Raw genomic sequence first — 20485 nt, forward strand, 5'->3', positions numbered from 1 at the left:
GGCCATTGCGACAGAGTGAGGTTCCGACATGAAACTGACTACTGCACAGCCCGCTCGTCATCCCCATCCAACTGCAAAAGCGACCGCATTGGCCTATCTGGTATTCGAGCGACCGGACCTCGAACAAGCGGAGCGTTTTCTCAACAACTTTGGGCTTCGAACGGTATCGCGGGACGAGGCGCTGCTCCTTCTGCGCGGGACAGACGCTTCGCATTTTTGTTATGTGGTGCGTAGGGCGTCGAAAGCGCGGTTTGTAGGGTTCGGCCTGCAAGTCGGCAGCCGCGAGGAGCTTGATGCGCTGGCGAAGCTGCCGGGCGCGTCCGAGGTAGAAAACTCGGCGCTACCGGCCGGCGGCTGCGTGGTGCGGCTGACAGACCCTTCCGGTTTCGCTATCGATGCGATATGGGGCCAGGCACCCGCGTCAGCGTTGCCGCACCGCCTGCCGTTGCCATTCAATTCCGTCGACGCCACCGTTCGCGTCAACGACACGCAGCGACCGCCCGAGCGCGCTCCAGAGGTCATCCGGCTAGGGCATGTCGTACTCGAACTCGCCGACTTTCAGGAAACCTGTGCCTGGTACACGCGGCACTTCGGGTTCATCCCGAGCGACGTACAAGTGCTTCCCGACGGCTCGCCGGCGGTCGCATTCATGCGTCTCGATCTTGGCAGCAACCCGGCCGATCATCACACGCTAGCGCTTGCTCAGGGATTCGCCGCGACCTACAGCCATAGCGCTTACGAGCTCATCGACGCGGACGCGGTCGGTATGGGCCAGCGCGTTTTGCGCGACAGTGGCTGGACGCACGCGTGGGGGATCGGCCGACATATCCTCGGCAGCCAGATTTTCGACTACTGGCAAGACCCGTGGGGCGACAAGCACGAACACTATTGCGACGGCGACCTGTTCACGTCCGATGAGCCGACGGGAATCCATGCCGTGAGTCGGGAAGCAATGGCTCAGTGGGGGCCGACCATGCCGCGCAGCTTCACGAAGCCCAAATTCACGCCCGTGAGCATTGTGATTCTATTCAGAAACTTGCGTCGCAGCCCTGACCTGACTCTGAGCAAGCTGCGAACGCTGGCAAAGATTTTCGCCTGAACCAGGCATCCCTACTGATCCGGAGAATTGAACAATGGCACTTCACGTCCTGCATTATCTTCATCATGGCCGTGCCCAGTGGGGCGTGGTCGCAGAGGGCGCCATCACGCCGATTCCAGGCGAATACGAGTCGACCGCCGCGTTCATCGAGGCCAATCCTGTGGAGCGGCTCATGATACTCAGCGGGCCGTCAATTTCCGAATCGGAGGTGCAGTGGCTGTCGCCCGTGACCGCCAACCAGCAGTTCATCTGCCAGGGCGCGAATTATCGCCAGCATATGATCGAGTCCGGCATGGATCCGGACGTCAAGAAGTTCAACATGATTTTCACGAAGGCACCGAGCTGCATCGTTGCGGCGAACTCGGCCGTCGTGAAACCACACGCGGTGCGATTCCTCGACTATGAGATCGAGCTCGGTCTCGTGCTCAAACGAGACATCACATCCGGTGAAACAGTCACCGAGGAAAACCTGCACGAGTACATTGCGGGCGCTGTGATCGTCAACGACTATTCCGCGCGCGATATCCAGATTCCGCAGATGCAGTTTTACAAGGGCAAGAGCTACCGGACATTTGGCCCTGTCGGTCCTTACCTCTGCCTGCTCGAGAAGCACGACATTCCGAAGCTGAAAGAACTCGTGCTGACGCTGACGGTCAACGGAACCGTCCGCCAAAACGACACGACTGCTGGCCTTGTCTATGGCCCGGCAGAGACCCTGACTGAGCTTTCCCGCGTGCACGACCTCCGCACAGGTGACCTGCTCGCAACCGGCACACCATCTGGATGTGCGCTGAGCATTCCTTCGCCGGAGAAGCAGCGCGCTGCGGCGCAGTTGCCCGAAGAAGAAAAATGGCGGCTTTTCCTGAAGATGCAGGAGGACAGGCCTCAGTATCTTCAGGTTGGAGACGTTGTCGAGGCATGGATTGTCAGCCGCGACCGCTCCATCAATCTGGGCGTGCAGCAAAACGTCGTTGTTGAAGAGGCAGTATGAAAGACGCCGCAAAAGGACAGGATGTTTTCGCTATCGAAGCATCGGGACAACTGCCGGAGCTTCCGTCGAGCACCTACGAAATGATCTGCAGGGGCGCTGCCATCAATCCATCGGCGCCCGCGCTTTCCTTCTTTCGAACAGCCGATGACTATGCCAGCCCGGAGTGCTGGACGTACAGCGACCTGTTGCGTGATATCAGGCGCACTGCAAACATGTTTTCGCGACTGGGCGTGGAAAGGAACGCCGTCATCGCCTATGTGCTGCCGAATCTGCCTGAAACGCACTTCGTGATCTGGGGGGGCGAAGCGGTGGGCATTGTCTGCGCGATCAATCCGCTGCTTGAACGCGAAGCCATCGGCGAGCTGTTGAAGGCATCGGGTGCCACCGTGCTCGTAACGCTCGCGCCGTTCCCCGGGACTGAACTATGGCAAAAAGTGCAAGCGGTGTTGCACCTCGTCCCCGCCATAAAAGATCTGGTGCTCGTTAATCTGGCCGATCGGATACCGGGAGAAAAAGGATTAGAAGCCCGGATCCTGCAACGCGGCGAAACTGCAAGCCTGCATGGCAAAGGCGGCGTGCGCAGCGCGGTTCCAGCGCAGATCCGGGTCCATGATTTTGGCACCGCAATGGCGAACGAGTCCGGAATATCGCTCGACGACTCGTCCCCGGCGCGGATCGACGATATCTCATCCTGTTTCTGCACGGGCGGCACCACGGGATTGCCGAAGATCGCGATGCGCCGGCACCGCAACGAGGTTGCCAATGCGTGGAACACGGGGCGGTTTCTCGGCGAAAGCATCGGTCTGGGTAAAACGATATTTTGCGGACTGCCGCTATTTCATGTGAATGCCGTGATGGTGACAGGTCTGCTGGCGTTTTCGCGCGGCGCTCATGTCGTTCTCGGCACGCCGCAAGGATATCGCGGCGACGGTGTTGTAAAGCGCTTCTGGGAAATCGTTGAACATTACCGCATCAATTTCTTCAGCGGGGTGCCAACGCTCTATGGGTCACTGCTCGAGGTTCCTATTGGCGAGCACGATATCAGTTCGCTCGAGTATGGGCTGTGCGGTGCCGCGCCGATGCCAGTCGAATTGCTTCGCAATTTCGAGCATCGCACGGGGATCCAAATCCTCGAAGGCTACGGACTCACTGAAGGCGCCTGCGTGAGCAGCGTTAATCCACCGCTTGGCGAACGCAGGGCGGGCTCGATTGGCCTTTGCGTTCCGGGTCAGGCAATGAAGGTCGTAGTGGCCGATGAAACCGGCCGCTATATACGCGATTGCGCGGCAGATGAAGTCGGCCAGCTGGTGATCTCCGGACCGAATGTGTTCGTTGGATATTCCAGGCCAGAGCAGAACAGTGGGATCTGGATGGAACTCGGCGACGGCGAACGTTGGCTCAATACCGGCGATCTCGGGCGCCGCGATGCCGACGGGTACTTCTGGCTAACGGGCCGGAAAAAGGAGTTAATCATCCGGGGCGGCCACAACATCGACCCTGCGGCTATCGAAGAAGCCTTGCATCGTCATCCGGCGGTACAGATCGCCGCCGCGGTGGGCCGGCCCGACGCGCATGCGGGCGAGTTGCCGGTTGCCTATGTCCAGCTCAAACCAGGCGTCACGACAACCGAAGCGGAACTGGCCGCATTCCTGCGCGCCAGCATCAGCGAGCGGGCTGCGCTTCCTAAGGCAATCCGCGTCATCGATACGATGCCGCTGACAGGCGTCGGCAAGATCTACAAGCCGGCGCTGAAATGGCGAGAAATGGCGGACGCATTGCGATCCGCACTCGTTGAAGCCGGCATCAACGATGCAGCGGTGAGCATCGTCGAAGACAGCGCTCGCGGGCTGACGGCTCATATCGAGCTTAACAGCGCCGAGCTCGAAGGATTGGCGCGCGCGACGCTCGGGCGCTTTCCATTCGGTTTTTCGCTGTCCGTCGCGGCGAGCCCGGGCGGTAACGCGGGTCACGCCTAACCGCCAGTGGCATGGGTTGTCGAGCCAGAGCAGTGGCTTTGGGTTGGAGAGGAAGATGGGTATTGAATCGGAAACGACTTTGCGATCGCTTGTTGAAAAATGGCTCGGACCAGTTTCGGCAACGCCGCTGCGGATTACCCGATCGGGTCGCGCGCAGTCGAATAAGGGAGTCTACGTGCACATCGAACTGGTTCTGCCGGGGCAAAGGGTTGGCCTGTTTTTCTTCCGGCACTCCGATGGTTCGTGGCGGGTGTTCCCGCCGGAGGCTGCGCGCCCGTCAATTCGGTTTCACTGACATATCGGGTTATCGAGAGCGCGTCGGAATTTCACGCCAGGTATAGACATGTAACCGGACGCTTCTGCTGGAGGCACGAAGAAGAAGCGCGGTGGATGGCATCAGCAGAGACGCGAAGGCGCGTCATTTCACTTAGTACGACTGCATAAAAAGCGGGCGTGATGTGGTTCGATGCAATCGAATGAGAGCTATGCCGACGCTAGGCCGTCACGGGCGCCCCAAGAAGCGCCCTGACCGGCAGGCGACAAAAAAAGTATTCAGCTAATGAGACAGGAGAAGACACGTGATGAAAGACAGGAGAACGGTTCGATCCGCTGGTTTTGCGGTGTGCCTCTGCGCGGCCGCGCTTGCTGGTAACGCGAATGCGCAGACGGCAGGGAGCTTCACCGTGGCGACCGGATGGCTCCACGTCGCGCCACAGAGTAGTGCAACGCCGCTGACCGTGGAAAGCGTGGGTGGAATGACAGTGAATCAGCAACTGCCCGGTACTGGGGCGCACGCGACGTCCACGGACACAATGGGGATCACGACCGAGTACTACGTCACCGACCACATCGGCGTTGCGACGCTCATAGGACTCCCGCTCACGGTGGATCTGGTCGGGGATGGCGCGCTCGCGAAGTATGGAACCCTGGGCTCGACACGGCCGATTCCGCCCGCGCTTGTCTTTCGATACCACCTGCTTTCCGCCCAGTCGAAGTTCCGCCCGTTCATTGGGCTAGGCGTGAACTATACCTGGTTCACCCAGGTGCGCGCGACGAACAGTCAGTTTGTCACTGACAGTCTCGGTCCAGGTGGGTCGGCGCACGGATCCCTCAGTTCATCCTGGAACCCGGTATTCGAGATCGGGGCTTATTACGCGATGACGAACCACTGGTCCGTGGGTGCCAGCGTCGGTTACGTTCCTGTAAAGACTCACCTTACGCTGGACGGGACTACGGCTAAAGGGACGCGAATCGTTTCGACATCGACGATCCGTCTCAATCCCGTAAATGTCTTCCTGAATGTCGCCTATACCTTCTAATCCCAAAGGACAGCGTTTCAGGCGCCGGACACGGTGCAACACGTTCAACCAGTTTAGAGGTTCAAATGCACAACAAAGTGAGCAAGTGCGGCGCTTCGAAACACGCTGATGACGCCCCGAAGGCCGTAACGCTGCGGCGTACGGGTCCGGGCGCGCGCGGGAGTAACGGTTGCGCACGCGTTCTGGCCATCTCCTGCTTCAATGTTCCAATTCGGGTGAAACGATGAAGCGACAAGTGCTCAAATCGATTCTGTTCGCGCTGCCCAAAGTACTCGACCTGACGGCACGCCGTTTCCCCGCCTATCGTCAGCGCCTCAAGGAGCGGAACATTGTCGCCAGGATCGGGCTGATGGACCGGAGCCTCGGCCGCGTCGTCGAAATCAGGAACGGTCGCATCCGATCACGCGCTTGCACAGGTTGGCAAGCCGACGTGAGCATTCTGTTCAAAGATGTCGGCACGGCCCTGAAATTCCTTTCCCCACGGCAGGACCATGCTGAAATTATTCATGCGGCAAAGAACTTCAAGGTGGTGACGGAAGGCGACGATGAACTGCTGGTGTGGTTCATGCAAACGCTCAGTATGATGCAAACCATTGGACTGCCGATGGGCACGCCAATGCGGGACGGCACACGCCGGTACACGACCTGCACGAACGGTGGCCCATTGTTCGTGTACGTGAAGGATGGTCGCATCGTTCGGGTGACGCCCATCGATCTGGACGCCAAGGACGCCGCCAGCTGGGAAATCGAGGCGCGCGGGCGCCGCTTCAGCCCACCACGGCGAGGCCTCGTTGCACCGCACGCATTGGCGATCAAGTCGCTTGTCTATTCCGAAAAGCGGATTCTTCATCCGTTGAAGCGCGTTGATTTCGACCCTGATGGCGAGCGCAATCCGCAGAACCGCGGCAAGTCGGGCTACGTGCGGATCAGCTGGGACGAGGCGCTGGACATCGTCGCGAAAGAAATCAACCGGCAGAAGCGTGTTCACGGTCCCGGCTCGATTACGTTCCCCATGTCGTCGCATCATCAGTGGGGGAACATCGGCTACTACCTCAGCGCGCTCACCCGCTTTGCCAATCTGATCGGCTTCACTCGGGTTGCCGCGAATCCGGACAGCTGGGAAGGCTGGTACTGGGGTGCGATGCATCACTTCGGCAATTCGATGCGCGTCGGTGTGCCGTCAGGCTATGGCGGCATTGAAGACTGCCTGAAGGAGGCGGAAATGATCGTCTTCTGGTCTTCCGATCCGGAAAGCACTAACGGGGCGTATGCGGGCTTCGAGGGTACGCCGCGGCGCCTGTGGGCCAAAGAACTGGGCATCGAGTTCATCCACATAGACCCACACTGCAATCCGACCGCGCAGTTGCTGGGCGGGCGTTGGATTCCCGTGCGACCGCAAACCGATGCGGCTCTCGCGACCGCGATCATGTACGTTTGGGCCGTGGAGGGTTTATACGACGAGGACTACGTTGCCAACCGCACGACCGGATTCGACGAGTGGCGCGCCTATCTGCTGGGCGATACGGACGGCGTGCCGAAGACGCCCGAATGGCAACAGTCCGAGACCGGCGTGCCCGCGAAGGATGTACGGGCGCTCGCTCGCCTGTGGGGAAAAAAGAAGGTCTATCTCTCTGTCGGCATGACAGGCGCGGGCTTCGGCGGGGCAGGACGCGGCGCGACCGGGGCGCAATGGGCGCGCTGCATGATCATGATGATGGCGATGCAGGGGTGGGGTAAGCCGGGCGTCAATTTTGGGTGTCTGCAGTTGGGTGCTCCGCACGACCTCCACTTTTATTTCCCCGGCTACGCGGACGGTGGGATGTCTGGCGACCTCGCATGGACCGCCAATGCCGTCAACAACTATCAGCGCATGCCGCACATCCTGACGATGAATCCCGTCAAACAGATGGTCCCGCGGCAGCAGCTACCCGATGCCATCATCAACGGCCATGCGACAGGATACCTGTGGGACGGTATGTCTCAGGAAGCGCAGTTCGCGCCGTTCAGCTACCCGATGCCGGGCTATTCACCGATCCACATGATCTATCGCTATGGTGGCTCTTCTTTCAGTACCGTCACGAAGTCCGGACGCTGGGCCGATGCTTATCGACATCCCAGCATCGAGTTCGTGGTGAACCAGTCGATCTGGATGGAAGGGGAGGCGCAGTTCGCCGACATCATTCTGCCGGCCTGCACGTCGCTCGAGCGATGGGACATCGGCGAGTGGTCGAATTCGGGTGGGTACGCGCATCATGGCTTCAACACCGTCAATCATCGTATGGTGACGATGCAGCACAAGTGCATCGAGCCTCTGGGCGAATCCCGCTCGGACTACGATATCTTCGCCGCCATTCTGACCCGTCTTGGTCTTGGCGGTGTCTTCACCGAGGGCTGCGGCGAACTCGATTGGGTCAAGCGAGTATACGAATCGGCGGATCTGCCCGATCACGTTTCTTGGCGCGAATTCTGCCGCAAGGGCTACTTCGTCGTACCGCCCGAAAAGCCGGAGTTGCGCCATTCCGTGGACATGCGCTGGTTCGCGGAAGGTCGTCGCAAGGATCTGCAAGAACCGCATCCGATGCCGTCGCAGTATGCCGAAAAATTCGGCATGGGCCTGCAGACGCCGAGCGGCAAGCTCGAGTTCATACCCGAGTTGCTGAAGCGGCACACCGCCGACAACCCCGAGCGGCCCGCACTGAACCGGTATATCCCGTCGTGGGAAGGTCTGCGCTGCGAGCGGGCCGGGCGCTATCCGCTGCAATTAATCGCAACTCACAGCCGCTACAGTTTTCATACCCATTGCGACGGCAAAAATTCGTCAGTCAACAGCGTCGAGGATCATCGTGCGCTGATCGGCGGGCATCGCTTCTGGCTGCTGAGGCTCGGGTTCGCAGACGCGGCCGCGCGGGGCATTGCTCATCGTGACCTCGTCAAGGTCTACAACGACCGCGGCGCCGTAATCTGTGCGGCTGATGTATCTGCTCTGTTGACCCCAGGCGTCGTCAAGTCATACGAGGCGAGCGCGGAATTCCAGATGATCGAAGTAAACGGCGAACGTGTCGAGATTGGCGGCTGCATGAACATGCTCACGCCCGACCGCTCGCAAACGGCAGGCACCAGCAGCATGAGTCCGAACTCATGCCTCGTGCAGGTCGAAAAATGGAAAGGCGCCGATGCGTTCCTGCTCGGTCGTGCAGCGTGAGGAGAAACGCCATGAGCAAGTGGAATCTGGTTATCAAGGTCGGGCGCTGCGAGAACTGCCAGAACTGCGTGATCGCCGCGCGCGACGAGCACGTTGGCAACGAGTTTCCCGGGTACTCGGCACCGGCTTCGGCCGATGCCGAAAGCAGCATTCGCATCATGCGCCGCGTGCAAGGCGATTCGCACATGGTCGAGACGACGTACTTGCCGGTCATGTGCAATCACTGCGACGAGGCACCATGCATGCGTGTAGGCGGCGACGCCATCCGCAAGCGCGCCGACGGCATCGTCATCATTGATCCGGACAAGGCGCGGGGCAGAAAGGACATCGTCAAGGCCTGTCCATACAAGGCAATCGTATGGAATGAAGAATTGCAACTGCCGCAGACATGGATCTTCGATGCCCATCTGCTGGATCAGGGGTGGCAGCACCCGCGTTGCGAACAGTCCTGCCCAACGGGCGTTTTCGAAACCGTCAGGCTCGATGACGCCGCGATGGCAGAGAAGGCAAGACGGGAAGGACTCAAGGTTCTGGAACCGAAACTAAAAACCAGTCCGCGCGTCTGGTACAGCGGCCTCGATCGTTGGGAAACCTGCTTTATCGGCGGCAGTGTCAGCGCGCAGGTGGGGCAGGTCGTCGAGTGTGTCACAGATGCGGCCGTTGCGTTGTACTGGTGCGGTCGGAAAGTGGCCGAAACCGTAACCGACGCGTTCGGCGACTTCCGGTTCTCGCGGCTCATCAAAGATAGCGGCCATTATCGGATCGAGATTCGTCATGCGCTGGGCAATGCGTCGCGCGAATGCGTGTTGGGCGAGAGCGTGTATGTCGGCGAGATCGGCCTCGTGCAGTCGACGAATGCGGTTGAGGTCGACTGATGCTGGCGCTGTGTATCCATCCATGAAACCGGTACGCGTGACACGCGCATGCAAAAAAGAGCAGACGCGAGAGCGCCTGCTCGACGCAGCGCGCCGTTCGTTCATCGAGCGGGGCCTGGCCGCGACGAGTGTGGAACACATCGCCGAGGCGGCCGGTTACACGCGTGGCGCCTTCTATTCAAATTTCAGCAGCCAGCAGGAACTGCTACTCGAATTGCTGCAACGCGATGTAGAAAAGACGTGTGCGGACTGGCAGGCGATCATCGAATTGCCTGGCGCGTCGCACCAGGAAAAGGTTCGCGCACTCGCGCGTCTGAGTTGCGCTGAATTCGACAATGATTGCTTCCCGCTGTGGGTCGAAGCGGGCCTTCTCTCGTCGCGCGATAGCACGGTTCGGGAGCGGGTCACCGGGTTGCGGCAAAGGAAGCTGGCGAAGCTGGCCGCGTGTCTGTGCGCAGGCGCGCGTCCAGGCGACGGCGGCCGGCCTGCTCAACCTGAAGCGCTCGCGGCGGGCCTCCTCAGCCTTTGCGACGGTTTGCGTTTCTTCCGGCTGTGCAATCCGGAAGAGATGACGGACCAGGCGATTCGAGCCATTATGGCGGCCTTGTTTTCCTGCACTTCGTCCGGTCCGGTACCGGAGAAACCCGAGTCGCTGGATGAAACCGGTGCGATAGTCCGCTTCCACTTACGCTCTTAGATCAATACGTTAGGGCGGGTCGTTTTCATTGATCTATCGCAAAACACTAGCGGGCCTGGCGAGGATACTCGTGAGAATCACAAACTCACTGAGGAGCGACTCATGGCTCAATTCATGAAAGCTGCGGTAGTCCATGCCTTCGGCGAGCCGCTGCGGATAGAAGAAGTGACGGTTCCTGCGCCCGCTGCGGGTCAGATTCTCGTCAACGTGAAGGCGTCCGGGGTCTGCCACACCGATCTTCATGCCGCCGATGGTGACTGGCCGGTCAAGCCTCGCCTGCCGTTCATCCCTGGTCACGAGGGTGTCGGATATGTCGCGGCGACTGGCGCAGGAGTCACGCACGTGAAGGAAGGCGACCGCGTTGGCGTGCCGTGGCTCTATACCGCATGCGGTCACTGCGAATACTGTCAGACGGGCTGGGAGACGCTTTGCCACGAGCAGCAGAATACCGGCTATTCCGTGAACGGCAGCTACGCCGAATATGTGGTCGCCGATCCGGACTACGTAGGTCATCTACCGAACGGGGTCGCGTTCGACGAAATCGCGCCGATCCTCTGCGCCGGGGTCACCGTATACAAAGGCATTCGGGTCACGGACACCCGGCCCGGTCAGTGGATCGCCATCTCGGGCATCGGCGGCCTCGGTCATGTCGCGGTCCAGTACGCCGTCGCGATGGGTCTGCATGTCGTTGCCGTGGATGTCGCGCCCGACAAGCTGGAACTTGCGCGCAAACTCGGCGCGCAAATCACCATCGACGCCTCGACGTCCGATCCTGCGAGCGAGGTCCAGAAACAGATCGGTGGCGCACATGGCGTTCTCGTGACCGCTGTCTCGCGCGGTGCGTTTGCGCAAGCGCTCGGCATGGTGCGCCGCGGCGGTACCGTCGCGCTGAACGGCCTGCCGCCCGGCGACTTTCCGCTTCCGATCTTTTCCACGGTACTGAATGGCATCACGGTTCGCGGTTCCATCGTGGGCACGCGTCGCGACCTGCAGGAAGCGCTCGAATTCGCGGCCGACGGAAAAGTGCGCGCACATATCCACCATGAGCGGCTAGAGAACATTAACGAAGTGTTCACCGCATTGCGCGAAGGCAAGGTCGACGGCCGCATCGTACTCACTGAACTTTGAATGAGCCACTGCCTGGTGCCGGTATCGCGCGCCGTGCTCATCCAGTTGACGGTTCATCGCTGACCAAGTGACCGACGGCATTGATCCACGTCAGCTGGGCTCGGTGCTCCATGAGTAGTCTTCACGAGTTGCACGTCAATCGGTGCGCGCGTGCGAGTCGTCCCGCGAGACAGCCGGGGCGGCTGCGCGCGCCCTCAGCCGATGTCGCGCTGAAATGGGCCGCAGACTGTCCCGGGGCAATGCAAAGCTCGCGAGCAGAGCGACCGCACATGTTCCTACGACGTAGTAGGCTGGTGCTGTCAAGGATCCCGTCGCACGAACCAGCATGGTGGCGAGCAGCGGTGCAAAGCCGCTGAATACGACCACCGAAATGTTGTTCGCAAGGGCGATCCCGCTGAATCGTACCTGGACGGGGAACTGATCGGCGAGGACAGAGGGCCACGTACCGCTTGCCAGTGAAAAGACCACCGCGGCGAGAACGAATAAAACGACCGGATCGACAGTGTGATTCACAAGCGCCCAATAGAACGGGTAGCTCAGCACAATCAGCAGAGCCGCTGACGTTCGCAGCAGGTATCGGCGCGCAATCTTGTCTCCCAGCCAGCCCGCAGCGAGCAGACCGAACGAGCTGACGACCAGATAGGCATTCTGGGCGATCGCCGCTGTCTGAGGCGCATAGTGCAATTGTTGAACCAGAAAGGCCGGCATGTGACCGTAGAGGATCCCGTTGACGCCGGCCATCACAGCGATAGTGAGCGCTCCCGCTGCGACGGCTTTGCCATGATGTCGCAGCGTCTCGCGAAATGGTTGCCTGGCGACGGCGCCATGCATCTCCTTGAACTCGGGGGACTCGTCCAGGTTGCGGCGCATCCAGTAGGACAGGAGCCCACAGAATCCGCCGAACAGGAAGGCGATCCGCCAGCCATAGGCCGCTGCGTCGGCGCTTGACAGGTAGGTCTGGATGCCGAGATTGACCAAAGTGGCGAGCAGGACGCCCACGTTGACCGCACAGATGATGATGCCGGCGGCGAGGCCCGCACGGTGCGGTGCCGCTTCCACTGCATAGGTAATGGCGCCGGGCATTTCTCCGCCGACGCAAAAACCTTGCAGCATGCGCAACAGGATGAGCAGGATGGAAGCCGCAATGCCCCAGCTCTGGAAATTGGGCAGCAAACCCAGACAGATCGTGGCCGTGGTGACCACGATGATCGAACCCAGGAAGACCGGACGGCGACCATAGCGGTCCCCCCAGCTGCTGAGGACGATACCGCCGAGCGGCCGGATGACGTAGCCGATTGCCAGCACGGAAAACGCGGCCAGCATGCTGATCAACGACGAGGCGTTCGGGAAAAACTGGGCCGCGATGTGATGCGCGAAAAAACCGTAGACGATGAAGTCGTAAAATTCCAGCGAACCGCCAAGGCTCGCAATCAGAATCATCTTCCACTGCGCCCGCGATAATCCGGGCGAATGCGTCTGGCCAGCGACGCTGACCGGGTGACGAGATATTTCCATGACTCCTCCAGGGATTGTTGGCTTCTTCGTCCAATAGGTGTGCGTGGTCGCGCTGTCTCAGCGGTTCAACGTTGTCTGCATGGCGGGCCGGTTACGCGCTGGCCGCCTGCAGTTCGGGGAATGCGTGATCGACCAGGCGGTGCAAGGATGCGATGTCGTGTGCAATGCCGTAGACGTAGCGGTCAGGTCGAATCAGCACTGCTGCGGCGCCCGTTGACGCTAACCACGCATTCACCGCATCTTCGTCGCTGACGATCTGGATGCCCGCCCATGCAGCGCGACTGGCGATGTCGTCATCGCCGGCGAGTAATTCGGGCAACGCAACGAGGACAAATCGATATCCGACGACGTCATCCATCAAACGCCCGTCTGTCAGGCGGGGTTGAGGCGCGATCTGTCCTACCACGGTCGACGAGGATGCGTCGAGACAGGCTCCCGGGCCGAGCTTCGGTTGTGGAGTGACAAAGTTGCGAATCGCTTCGCTCATCTCGCTGTCCCTGCTGGTCGCAGCCTCGGGATTGGTCGTCTGAATGACCGAGCCGAGTTGCACCGCGGTTTCGATGAACTCGCGCACATGAGGCGAACGCTCTGATTCGTATGTATCGAGCAGCGAATCGGGCGAATTGCCACGAATGACCGCGCCGAGCTTCCATGCAAGATTCGACGCGTCGCGGATGCCGGCTGCCATCCCCTGGCCCATGAAGGGCGGTGTTTGATGCGCCGCATCTCCAGCAAGCAACAGCCGTCCGCGGCGCCAGCCGTTCGCCACGACCGAGTGGAAGGTGTAAATCGCGGAACGCTCGAGTCGGGCATCCGCCGGGGAAATCCAGCGAGCGAGCTTATCCCACAGCCATTCGGGGGACGCGAGTTGCGTCGCATCGTCGCCCGGCATGACCATGATTTCCCAACGACGGCGATTTCCGGGACCACGCGTATAGGTCGTCGGGCGCGCCGGGTCACAATATTGAATGGAGAAATCGCCGAGGTCGGGTCGCGGTGTGTCCAGCAATACATCGACCACAACCCACCGTTCGTGCGACTTCAGATCGGTTAGCTCGGTGCCCATGAAACGCCGCGCAATCGAGCGCGCGCCATCGCAGCCAACCACGTAGCGGGCGGTAGCACGGCCGAGTTTGCCGCAGCTCGTGTCTTCAAAGCGCAGTTGGACGCCGTCGGTCGTTTCGTCAAGCGCAAACACTTCGTGACGCAGTCGTACATCCACGTTCGCGTGAACGGCCAGACGGTCACGCAATGCGTTCTCGAGATCGGGTTGATGAAACTTATAACTTGCGCACCAGCCGTGCGGGCCGATGCATGTGGGCCGTACCCAGTCGATGAGGAGCTTGCCCTCGGCGTTCACGAATTTCATGCCGGGACCGACAAACAACTTCGGGAGCAGCGTGTCTGCGAGCCCGATGCTCTGAAACACCCGCATGCATTCGCCGTCAAAATGCACCGCGCGGGGCAGCGCAAAAATGTCCTTGTCTCGCTCCAGCACGAGTACCCGCAAGCCTTCGATCGCCAGCAGGTTCGCCAGCGTCGCACCGGTCGGGCCGAGGCCGATGACGGCGACATCGTAGTCGCATGCGTGCAACGAAATGGTTTTATCTGACATGTCTACATCCGCTTGGTGAGTCGCCGGATGCGCGGGGGGCGCGTCCGGCAACGATCTTTATGCTTCGTCGGCAATCGGATTGGAGAGGACGCCAATCCGGTCGACTTCCACTTCGACCCGGTCGCCGGGCTTCATGAACAGCGGCGGATTGCGTTTTGCACCGACGCCGCCGGGCGTGCCGGTGACGATGACGTCGCCCGGAGCGAGCGGCGTGAAGGTCGACAGGTAGGCGATCTGCTTCGCGATGCCGTGAATCAGCATCTGCGTGGTCGCGCGTTGCACTTCCTGCCCATTGATGCGAGTAACGAGCGTCATGAGGGCGTTCGGTTCGATCTCGTCACTTGTCACCATCCACGGCCCGAACGCGCCGGTGCGATAAAAGTTTTTGCCCGGTCCCCACTGGGTGGTGTGACGCTGCCAGTCGCGCACGGAGCCATCGTTGTAGCAGGCGTACCCGGCGATGTGATTCCAGGCGTCGGCTTCGGCGATGCGCCGTCCGCCACGCCCGATGATCACGGCAATTTCGCCCTCGTAGTCGAATTGCCGGGACTCGGGCGGACGCAGCATCGGCTGCCCGTGACCCACTTGCGAAGCCGGGAGCCGCATGAAGATAACCGGCTGCTCTGTGGTTTCGCGATTGGTTTCCTTGACGTGCTCGGCGTAGTTGAGTCCCACGCAGAAGATCTGTTCGGGGTTCGGAATCACCGGCAGAAGCGTCACTTCCGACAGCGGGTAGTCGCCCTTACCGGCCTGCGCCGCCTGCGCGGCTTCCCCCAGCGCGTCGGCGGCAATCAGTGCCTTCAGGTCGGCATAACGATTGTCCAGGCGCTTGCCGAGATCAACGACGCTGTCGTCGCGAACGACGCCGAAGGAGGGGCCTTGATGGGTAGAAAAGCTGACGAGTTTCATTGACGCTCCAGGTAGATAGAAATTCAGGAAGATCAACGCTAACGACCACAAGAAAGTCGTGCATTTATCGTATTTTGAGAATAAGCTATGTTTAACGATGAACACAACGTGTTTTTCGTCAGGGTTTATCACTACTGGAGGCGAGCATGGAAGGTACGAAGAGAGCGCGACGCGGGCTGTCGCTGAGCCATATGGGCTTCTATGTGAGCGATATGGCGCGGGTGGAAGACTTCTATTCGCGGGTGCTGGAGTTCACCGTAACGGACCGCGGCATGCTGCGGACGCCGCACGGCGAAGTGCGGCTCGTGTTCTTGAGTCGTGATCCCGCTGTTCATCACCAGATCGTGCTTGCGAGCGGTCGGCCCGAGCACCTGGCGTTCAATCCGATCAATCAGATCTCGTTCGAAGCGGATAGTCTCGACACGCTAAGGCAGTTTCACGCGCGCTTTGTCTCGGAGGGTCTGGAAGAGATCAACCCCGTCACGCATGGCAACGCGATTTCGATTTATGCGCGCGACCCAGAGGGCAACCGGCTGGAGATCTTCATCGACACGCCGTGGTACGTCGATCAGCCGATGCGGGTACCGGTCGACTTCGACTTGCCTGACGCAGACCTGATGGCGGCCGTTGAGCACCACGCGAGCGCGCTGCCAGGATTCAGACCACGAACCGATTGGCAGGCCGAGATGGCCGTTCGTATGGGGCTTGTCTAACTCGTTGCTTGAGCGGTCGGCTGCGCATCGGCAACAACAACGTAGCGCCCTGCGTAAAACAGGGGGCAGCCGCGCACTGTGAGCCGGGAAGGCCGCGGGAGAGCGCGCTGATGGCATAATCCGCTCACATAGAAGGAGCTAGCGCCGCGATGTCGAGCATCACCCGGCTTTTATCCATACTCGAACTTTTTTCGGAGGCAAAGCCGTTCTTGTCTGCCGAAGACGTTGCTGCCGAACTCGATTGTTCGGCTCCGACGGCCTATCGCTACGTGCGTGAACTCGTGGATGCTGGCCTGCTCGTCCGGTTTACAGGTGGAGATTACGGTCTCGGTCCTCGCATCATCAGGCTGGATTACCACCTGCGCGCGTCGGATCCATTGCTTGCGGTCGGCCAGCCAATCATGCACGAGTTGAGTGAGCATTCCGGCTTCGATGTAGTGATGTCGCGCTGGTACGGAAACGAGCTTGTCGACACACATAGGGAGACGCACGACGCGGCTCTTGACCTCCGGTACGGTCGAGGCCGTCCGAGGCCTCTGTTTCTCGGAGCCGCTCCTAAAGCGATCCTTTCGAGCTTTCCGAAGGCCAAGCTCGCGACCCTGTTCGAACAGTATCCCGAAGACATTGCGCAAAGCGGCCTTGGGACGACGCTCGAAGAGTTTCGGGCGTCATTGCTCAAAATCCGACGCGCGGGTTTTTATCTTTCAAGAGACGAGCTGGAACGTGGAGTTTCGGCAGTAGCGTCGCCACTGTTCACCGACGACTCCGGTGAAGCGGTCGGGTCGCTGGCGTTGATCATTCCGACCCAACGACTCGAGTTCGCAAATCTCGAGCGTCTCGTCGAAACCCTAAGGGAAGCAGCGGGGCGAATTTCACAGCGCACGCGGGCGGCTATCGAGAGCCGAGCGACTGCGACAACTGGGTCGTCGCAGACCGTCTCGCCAGTAAAGCGCTCAGCGTAGTTCACTGTCATCTGCTCCCAGCAGCAGCGGTGCAGTTCGATCGCTTTCGAAGACTCAATCCGTTGTCGCCACAACTCGCATTAGCCTTCAGGGAACAGCGTTTCCGAGGGCCGTTTCAAAGCCGACTCGAGACGTCTCGTATGCCTTCGGATGGATGCCAGACGCGACCAGCTTGGCAGCAGCGTTGCGAAGTTGGCGGGCGTCCGCTATCGAAAGATCGGGGAATCGGCCGAGCGTGTAGCTGCAGCCTTGCCATCCAACCGGTAGTCAAATTTCCAGACTTTCGAGCCCGAGACCGAGACCCGCAAATACATGGAGTCTCGATCACGAAGTTTATAGGGCTTGCTCCGCGCGTCTGACCCATTCGCTGTAACCCTTGACCAGAAAGGCTCCAGAGCGTTCTATGTATTGCTGGCGGGACGTTTCATAGACCGTCCGAAGCGCAAACCACGGTACCTGCGGCAAGTCATGATGAACCAGATGATAGTTATTGTTCAGGAGCAACTTAGGGGCGCGCAGAGCCTTAGTGGTTGGAGATCGGCGGCTGCTTCTTGAATGGAAACGTGAACTTTTGCCTGCAATTTGCCTGCAGGAAGCGACTGCTGGCTCAGATACAGCCCGACAATGTCGCTTATTCTGTCGCACGCCGCCAGGGCGAATAGGAGCGCCGCACCGAGCATACGGCGGCGGTGTGGCGCCGGCACGTTTTGAGACGGTCGGCCCAAATGCCGACGGACATGCCAACAGCTAGAACCGTTGGCGGAATCCAAAGCTCACAATCGACTGCGACTGGGTCGCCGCCGAGTGGCCGTTGCCCTTGTCCGAGACCGAAGCCGTGGCCGCCACCGGGTTGCCGTGTGCATCGAGCGTCATGCCCGAAGCGTGCTGGTAGCCGCCCAGCAGATACACCGTCGAGCGCTTCGAGAGGTCATACAGCGCGCCCAGTGAGACGTTGTGGTATTGCGCCTCGTCTTCGATGCCGTCCACTTGGCTGCCGCGCGTGTAGCTATAGCCTGCGAACAGATGCATGTGAGGTTGCACTTTCCACATTCCGAAAAGGCCGGCAATATTGAACGTCGCAGTGCCCGAATAGAGTGAGTTCCCACCGGCCTTGTATTGCACGTCGCTGTAGTTCGCGCCCACGATCCCCGGGCCGAAGTCCCAGGTCACGCCAGCAGCCGCGACCTGCTGCGACTGCGCGCTCGCGAAGCCTTCGTTGATCGACGAATTGAATGTTCCGTCATAGGTGCCTTGCCACTTGCCGGATGTCGGGTCTTGGGGGCCGGTCTTGCTGTTATCCGAGTGTTCGTAGCCCACGCCCATTTGTAGAGGGCCGTGCGCATAGCTGCCGCCCACGCTCCACGTGTTCTGGCTCTTGAGACTGCCGGCCTGGCCGCCGAAGCCGTACAGCGCGCCGAACGTAAAGCCCGCATAGTTCGCGCTGGTGTACTTGATCGAATTGTCGACGCGCGTGGTCTGGTCGAGATCGTCGATATCGCCCGGATGCGCGCCGAAGCCGCCGATCGCGCTGACCGGAGCGACAGGGCCGACGAAGTCGTCGAGCGAAGTGTACTGGCGACCCATCGTGAGCGAGCCGTACTGCTTATCGGCGAGGCCCACGAATGCCTGGCGGCCAAACAGGCGGCCGCCCTGGCCCTCGGTGCCGTTGGTGATGTCGAAACCGTCTTCGAGTACGAAGATCGCGGCGAGCCCGTTGCCGAGTTCTTCCTTTCCCCTGAGCCCCCAGCGGCTGCCTGAGAGGTTGCCGCTCGTCACTGCCACATTCGAATGGCCTTGGCCCGCGCCGGTGTTGCTGGTGCGTTCGTTGCTGCGGTAGGTAATTCCTGCATCGACGATGCCGTAAAGCGCGACGGCGCTTTGCGCCGCCGCTGTTTCCGCTAGCGACAAGAGAATTGGTGCAGAAATCAGAAGCTTTTTGATCATGTGCTATCTCGACCATTAGCAATGGACCGTTACACGAGTGGAACGGCCGAGCCGGCCAGCGGCAGGCGCTGGGAGAAAACGCGATTGAAGGCGCCAGCGAGTTACCGCATTGGCGTTAGCGTCAGTGCTTGAACGAGGCGCCCGGCGGCAGTTCGGGCGCGTTGACGGCCACCATCTTGCGTACCTTGGCGACGTCGTCGGCGATGACCGGCGCGCCGGTGTTGCCCCAGTTGACGCGCACGAAGGTGGCCACATCGGCTACGTCCTGATCGGACAGGCGCCAGCCGAACGCCGGCATCGTGAACGGAGAGGGCGCCGATTTCGTGCCTTCGAGCGTGTTGCCGCTGAGCAGTACATGAATCAACGATGTGGGGTCTTTGCCCTGCACCACCGGATTGCCGCCGAGCGCCGGGAACACGCGCGTGTAGCCGCGCCCGTCGCTGCGGTGGCAGGCCATGCAGTTGTCGCGATAGACGGCTGCGCCGCGTGCGCTCGCGTCGCCGCTTTGCAGCGCGTTCGCGGCGATGGCGTTATAGGCGTAGGGCGTTTCCTTCGGGTGGTTCGAGGGCAGTGTCTTGAGGTAGCGAGCCATCGCGAGCAGGTCCGCATCGGTCATGTGCTGCATGCTGTGCTGAACCACGTCGGTCATGCCGCCGAAAGCGGCCGTGTGCAGATTGCGGCCCGACTTGAGGAACTGCACGATGTCGTCCTCGGACCACGCGCCGATGCCCGTGCGCGCGTTGCCGCGCAGGTTCGACGGCACCCAGCCGTCGATCGGTCCGCCGCCCGCGAGGAAGTCGTCGCCTTCGAGGTCCGTCAGCGCGAGTTCCTGCATCGTGCGCGCCCGCGGCGTGTGGCACGCGCCGCAATGGCCGAGGCCCTGCACGAGATATGCGCCGCGCGCGACGGCGGTGTCGCTATAGTGCGAGTCGTCAAACACCTGCACCTTGGGCGCGAATAGCGTGCGCCAGATCGAAAGTGGCCAGCGCATCGAGAGCGGCCAGGGGATTTCCGCGGCGCGGTTCTGTGCGTGTACGGGCGCGACGCCCTGCATGAAGTACGCGTAGAGCGCCCTCGTGTCGTCGTCGGAAAGGCGCGCGTACGACGGGTAGGGCATGGCCGGGTAGAGCGTTTCGCCGTTCGGGCGTGTGCCCTGGCGCACGGCTTTCGCGAAATCGTCGTAGCTCCACTTGCCGATGCCGCTCCCGGCGTCGGGCGTAATGTTCGTGGAGTAGATCGCGCCGATGGGCGTATCGAACTTCAGCCCGCCCGCGAAGGGCTTGCCACCCTGGGCGGTATGGCAAGCGATACAGTCGCCAGCGCGAGCGAGGTATTCGCCGTGCGCGACGAGGTCGGGGTCTGCGGGCTTAGCAGTGGCGTTGGCGGCACGGGCCGTGAGCAGCGCAAACGCCATGGATAACACAGCATAGGCGGCGAGCGTGATCGCCGCCTTCGAAACGGGGTTCAGGCGGCGCAGTGCGCCGCGTGCGCTTTTACGAGCGAATCGCACGGGGACCAGGTCTTTCTTCATGATCGTCAT

Annotated in this window: 17 protein-coding genes and 2 pseudogenes; 11 read left to right on the plus strand and 8 right to left on the minus strand. The window is 60.8% G+C overall.

The genetic code is table 11. The features are described 5' to 3' along the window. Window positions 1-28: 28 nt before the first annotated feature. The 9 genes from AB3X95_RS15085 (at window position 29) to adhP (ending at window position 11287) form a co-directional block, all read left to right on the plus strand. Window positions 29-1099, plus strand: a complete 1071-nt coding sequence (locus AB3X95_RS15085) for a VOC family protein (protein WP_368621731.1) — start codon at window positions 29-31, stop codon at window positions 1097-1099. 34 nt (window positions 1100-1133) lie between these two features. Beyond that, window positions 1134-2090 (plus strand): fumarylacetoacetate hydrolase family protein, encoded by a 957-nt coding sequence (locus AB3X95_RS15090; protein ID WP_176106310.1) that lies wholly within the window; start codon window positions 1134-1136, stop codon window positions 2088-2090. Further along, window positions 2087-4066 (plus strand): acyl-CoA synthetase, encoded by a 1980-nt coding sequence (locus AB3X95_RS15095; protein WP_368621732.1) that lies wholly within the window; start codon window positions 2087-2089, stop codon window positions 4064-4066. The genes AB3X95_RS15090 and AB3X95_RS15095 overlap by 4 nt, the downstream gene beginning before the upstream one ends. A 55-nt stretch (window positions 4067-4121) precedes the next feature. Beyond that, the gene (locus AB3X95_RS15100; protein WP_176365882.1) at window positions 4122-4361 is read left to right on the plus strand and encodes a hypothetical protein; all 240 of its coding nucleotides are present in this window, start codon (window positions 4122-4124) and stop codon (window positions 4359-4361) included. 286 nt (window positions 4362-4647) lie between these two features. Further along, entirely contained in the window at window positions 4648-5385 is a 738-nt protein-coding gene (locus AB3X95_RS15105) for an OmpW family protein (RefSeq protein WP_368621823.1), read from the plus strand. Window positions 5386-5608: 223 nt separating this feature from the next. Continuing rightward, window positions 5609-8587 (plus strand): molybdopterin-dependent oxidoreductase, encoded by a 2979-nt coding sequence (locus tag AB3X95_RS15110; protein WP_184225031.1) that lies wholly within the window; start codon window positions 5609-5611, stop codon window positions 8585-8587. Window positions 8588-8598: 11 nt separating this feature from the next. Next, window positions 8599-9462, plus strand: coding sequence for a 4Fe-4S dicluster domain-containing protein (locus AB3X95_RS15115; protein ID WP_184225460.1), 864 nt, complete (start codon window positions 8599-8601; stop codon window positions 9460-9462). A 22-nt stretch (window positions 9463-9484) separates the two neighbouring features. Beyond that, window positions 9485-10159, plus strand: coding sequence for a TetR/AcrR family transcriptional regulator (locus AB3X95_RS15120; RefSeq protein ID WP_176365879.1), 675 nt, complete (start codon window positions 9485-9487; stop codon window positions 10157-10159). Window positions 10160-10261: 102 nt separating this feature from the next. After that, a complete protein-coding gene (gene adhP / locus AB3X95_RS15125) occupies window positions 10262-11287 on the plus strand; it encodes an alcohol dehydrogenase AdhP (RefSeq protein ID WP_368621733.1) in 1026 nt (341 codons plus the stop codon). 135 nt (window positions 11288-11422) lie between these two features. Here adhP and AB3X95_RS15130 read toward each other — a convergent pair whose 3' ends face one another. The 3 genes from AB3X95_RS15130 to AB3X95_RS15140 all read right to left on the minus strand — a co-directional run bounded on the left by AB3X95_RS15130 (window position 11423) and on the right by AB3X95_RS15140 (window position 15326). Beyond that, window positions 11423-12802 carry an MFS transporter gene (locus AB3X95_RS15130; RefSeq protein ID WP_368621734.1) on the minus strand — a complete coding sequence of 460 codons (1380 nt, stop codon included), beginning with the start codon at window positions 12800-12802 and terminating at the stop codon, window positions 11423-11425. A 91-nt stretch (window positions 12803-12893) separates the two neighbouring features. Beyond that, on the minus strand, window positions 12894-14417 hold the full coding sequence (locus AB3X95_RS15135; RefSeq protein ID WP_368621824.1) for a bifunctional 3-(3-hydroxy-phenyl)propionate/3-hydroxycinnamic acid hydroxylase: 1524 nt from the start codon (window positions 14415-14417) through the stop codon (window positions 12894-12896). A 57-nt stretch (window positions 14418-14474) separates the two neighbouring features. After that, a complete protein-coding gene (locus AB3X95_RS15140) occupies window positions 14475-15326 on the minus strand; it encodes a fumarylacetoacetate hydrolase family protein (RefSeq protein ID WP_368621735.1) in 852 nt (283 codons plus the stop codon). A 191-nt stretch (window positions 15327-15517) separates the two neighbouring features. Here AB3X95_RS15140 and AB3X95_RS15145 point away from each other — a divergent pair, with 191 nt between their 5' ends. Both AB3X95_RS15145 and AB3X95_RS15150 read left to right on the plus strand, forming a co-directional pair. Continuing rightward, window positions 15518-16039, plus strand: a complete 522-nt coding sequence (locus AB3X95_RS15145; RefSeq protein ID WP_368621736.1) for a VOC family protein — start codon at window positions 15518-15520, stop codon at window positions 16037-16039. A gap of 149 nt (window positions 16040-16188) precedes the next feature. Further along, window positions 16189-17001 (plus strand): IclR family transcriptional regulator, encoded by an 813-nt coding sequence (locus tag AB3X95_RS15150; protein ID WP_176120339.1) that lies wholly within the window; start codon window positions 16189-16191, stop codon window positions 16999-17001. A gap of 87 nt (window positions 17002-17088) precedes the next feature. Here AB3X95_RS15150 and AB3X95_RS15155 read toward each other — a convergent pair. The 5 genes and pseudogenes from AB3X95_RS15155 to AB3X95_RS15175 all read right to left on the minus strand — a co-directional run. Next, a pseudogene (locus AB3X95_RS15155) lies at window positions 17089-17229 on the minus strand (hypothetical protein); the annotation flags it as partial. Then, window positions 17208-17396, minus strand: coding sequence for an Arm DNA-binding domain-containing protein (locus tag AB3X95_RS15160; RefSeq protein ID WP_368621825.1), 189 nt, complete (start codon window positions 17394-17396; stop codon window positions 17208-17210). The gene AB3X95_RS15160 and the pseudogene AB3X95_RS15155, both read right to left, overlap by 22 nt. Continuing rightward, window positions 17353-17508, minus strand: a pseudogene (locus AB3X95_RS15165) (fatty acid desaturase); the annotation flags it as partial. The gene AB3X95_RS15160 and the pseudogene AB3X95_RS15165, both read right to left, overlap by 44 nt. Before the next feature lie 240 nt (window positions 17509-17748). Next, window positions 17749-18942 carry a porin gene (locus AB3X95_RS15170; RefSeq protein ID WP_176120441.1) on the minus strand — a complete coding sequence of 398 codons (1194 nt, stop codon included), beginning with the start codon at window positions 18940-18942 and terminating at the stop codon, window positions 17749-17751. Window positions 18943-19066: 124 nt separating this feature from the next. Continuing rightward, window positions 19067-20485, minus strand: a complete 1419-nt coding sequence (locus tag AB3X95_RS15175) for a cytochrome c (RefSeq protein ID WP_368621737.1) — start codon at window positions 20483-20485, stop codon at window positions 19067-19069.

Origin of the sequence: Paraburkholderia sp. BR13444, assembly GCF_040948755.1 — a bacterium.
In the GTDB taxonomy this organism is placed as follows: domain Bacteria; phylum Pseudomonadota; class Gammaproteobacteria; order Burkholderiales; family Burkholderiaceae; genus Paraburkholderia; species Paraburkholderia youngii.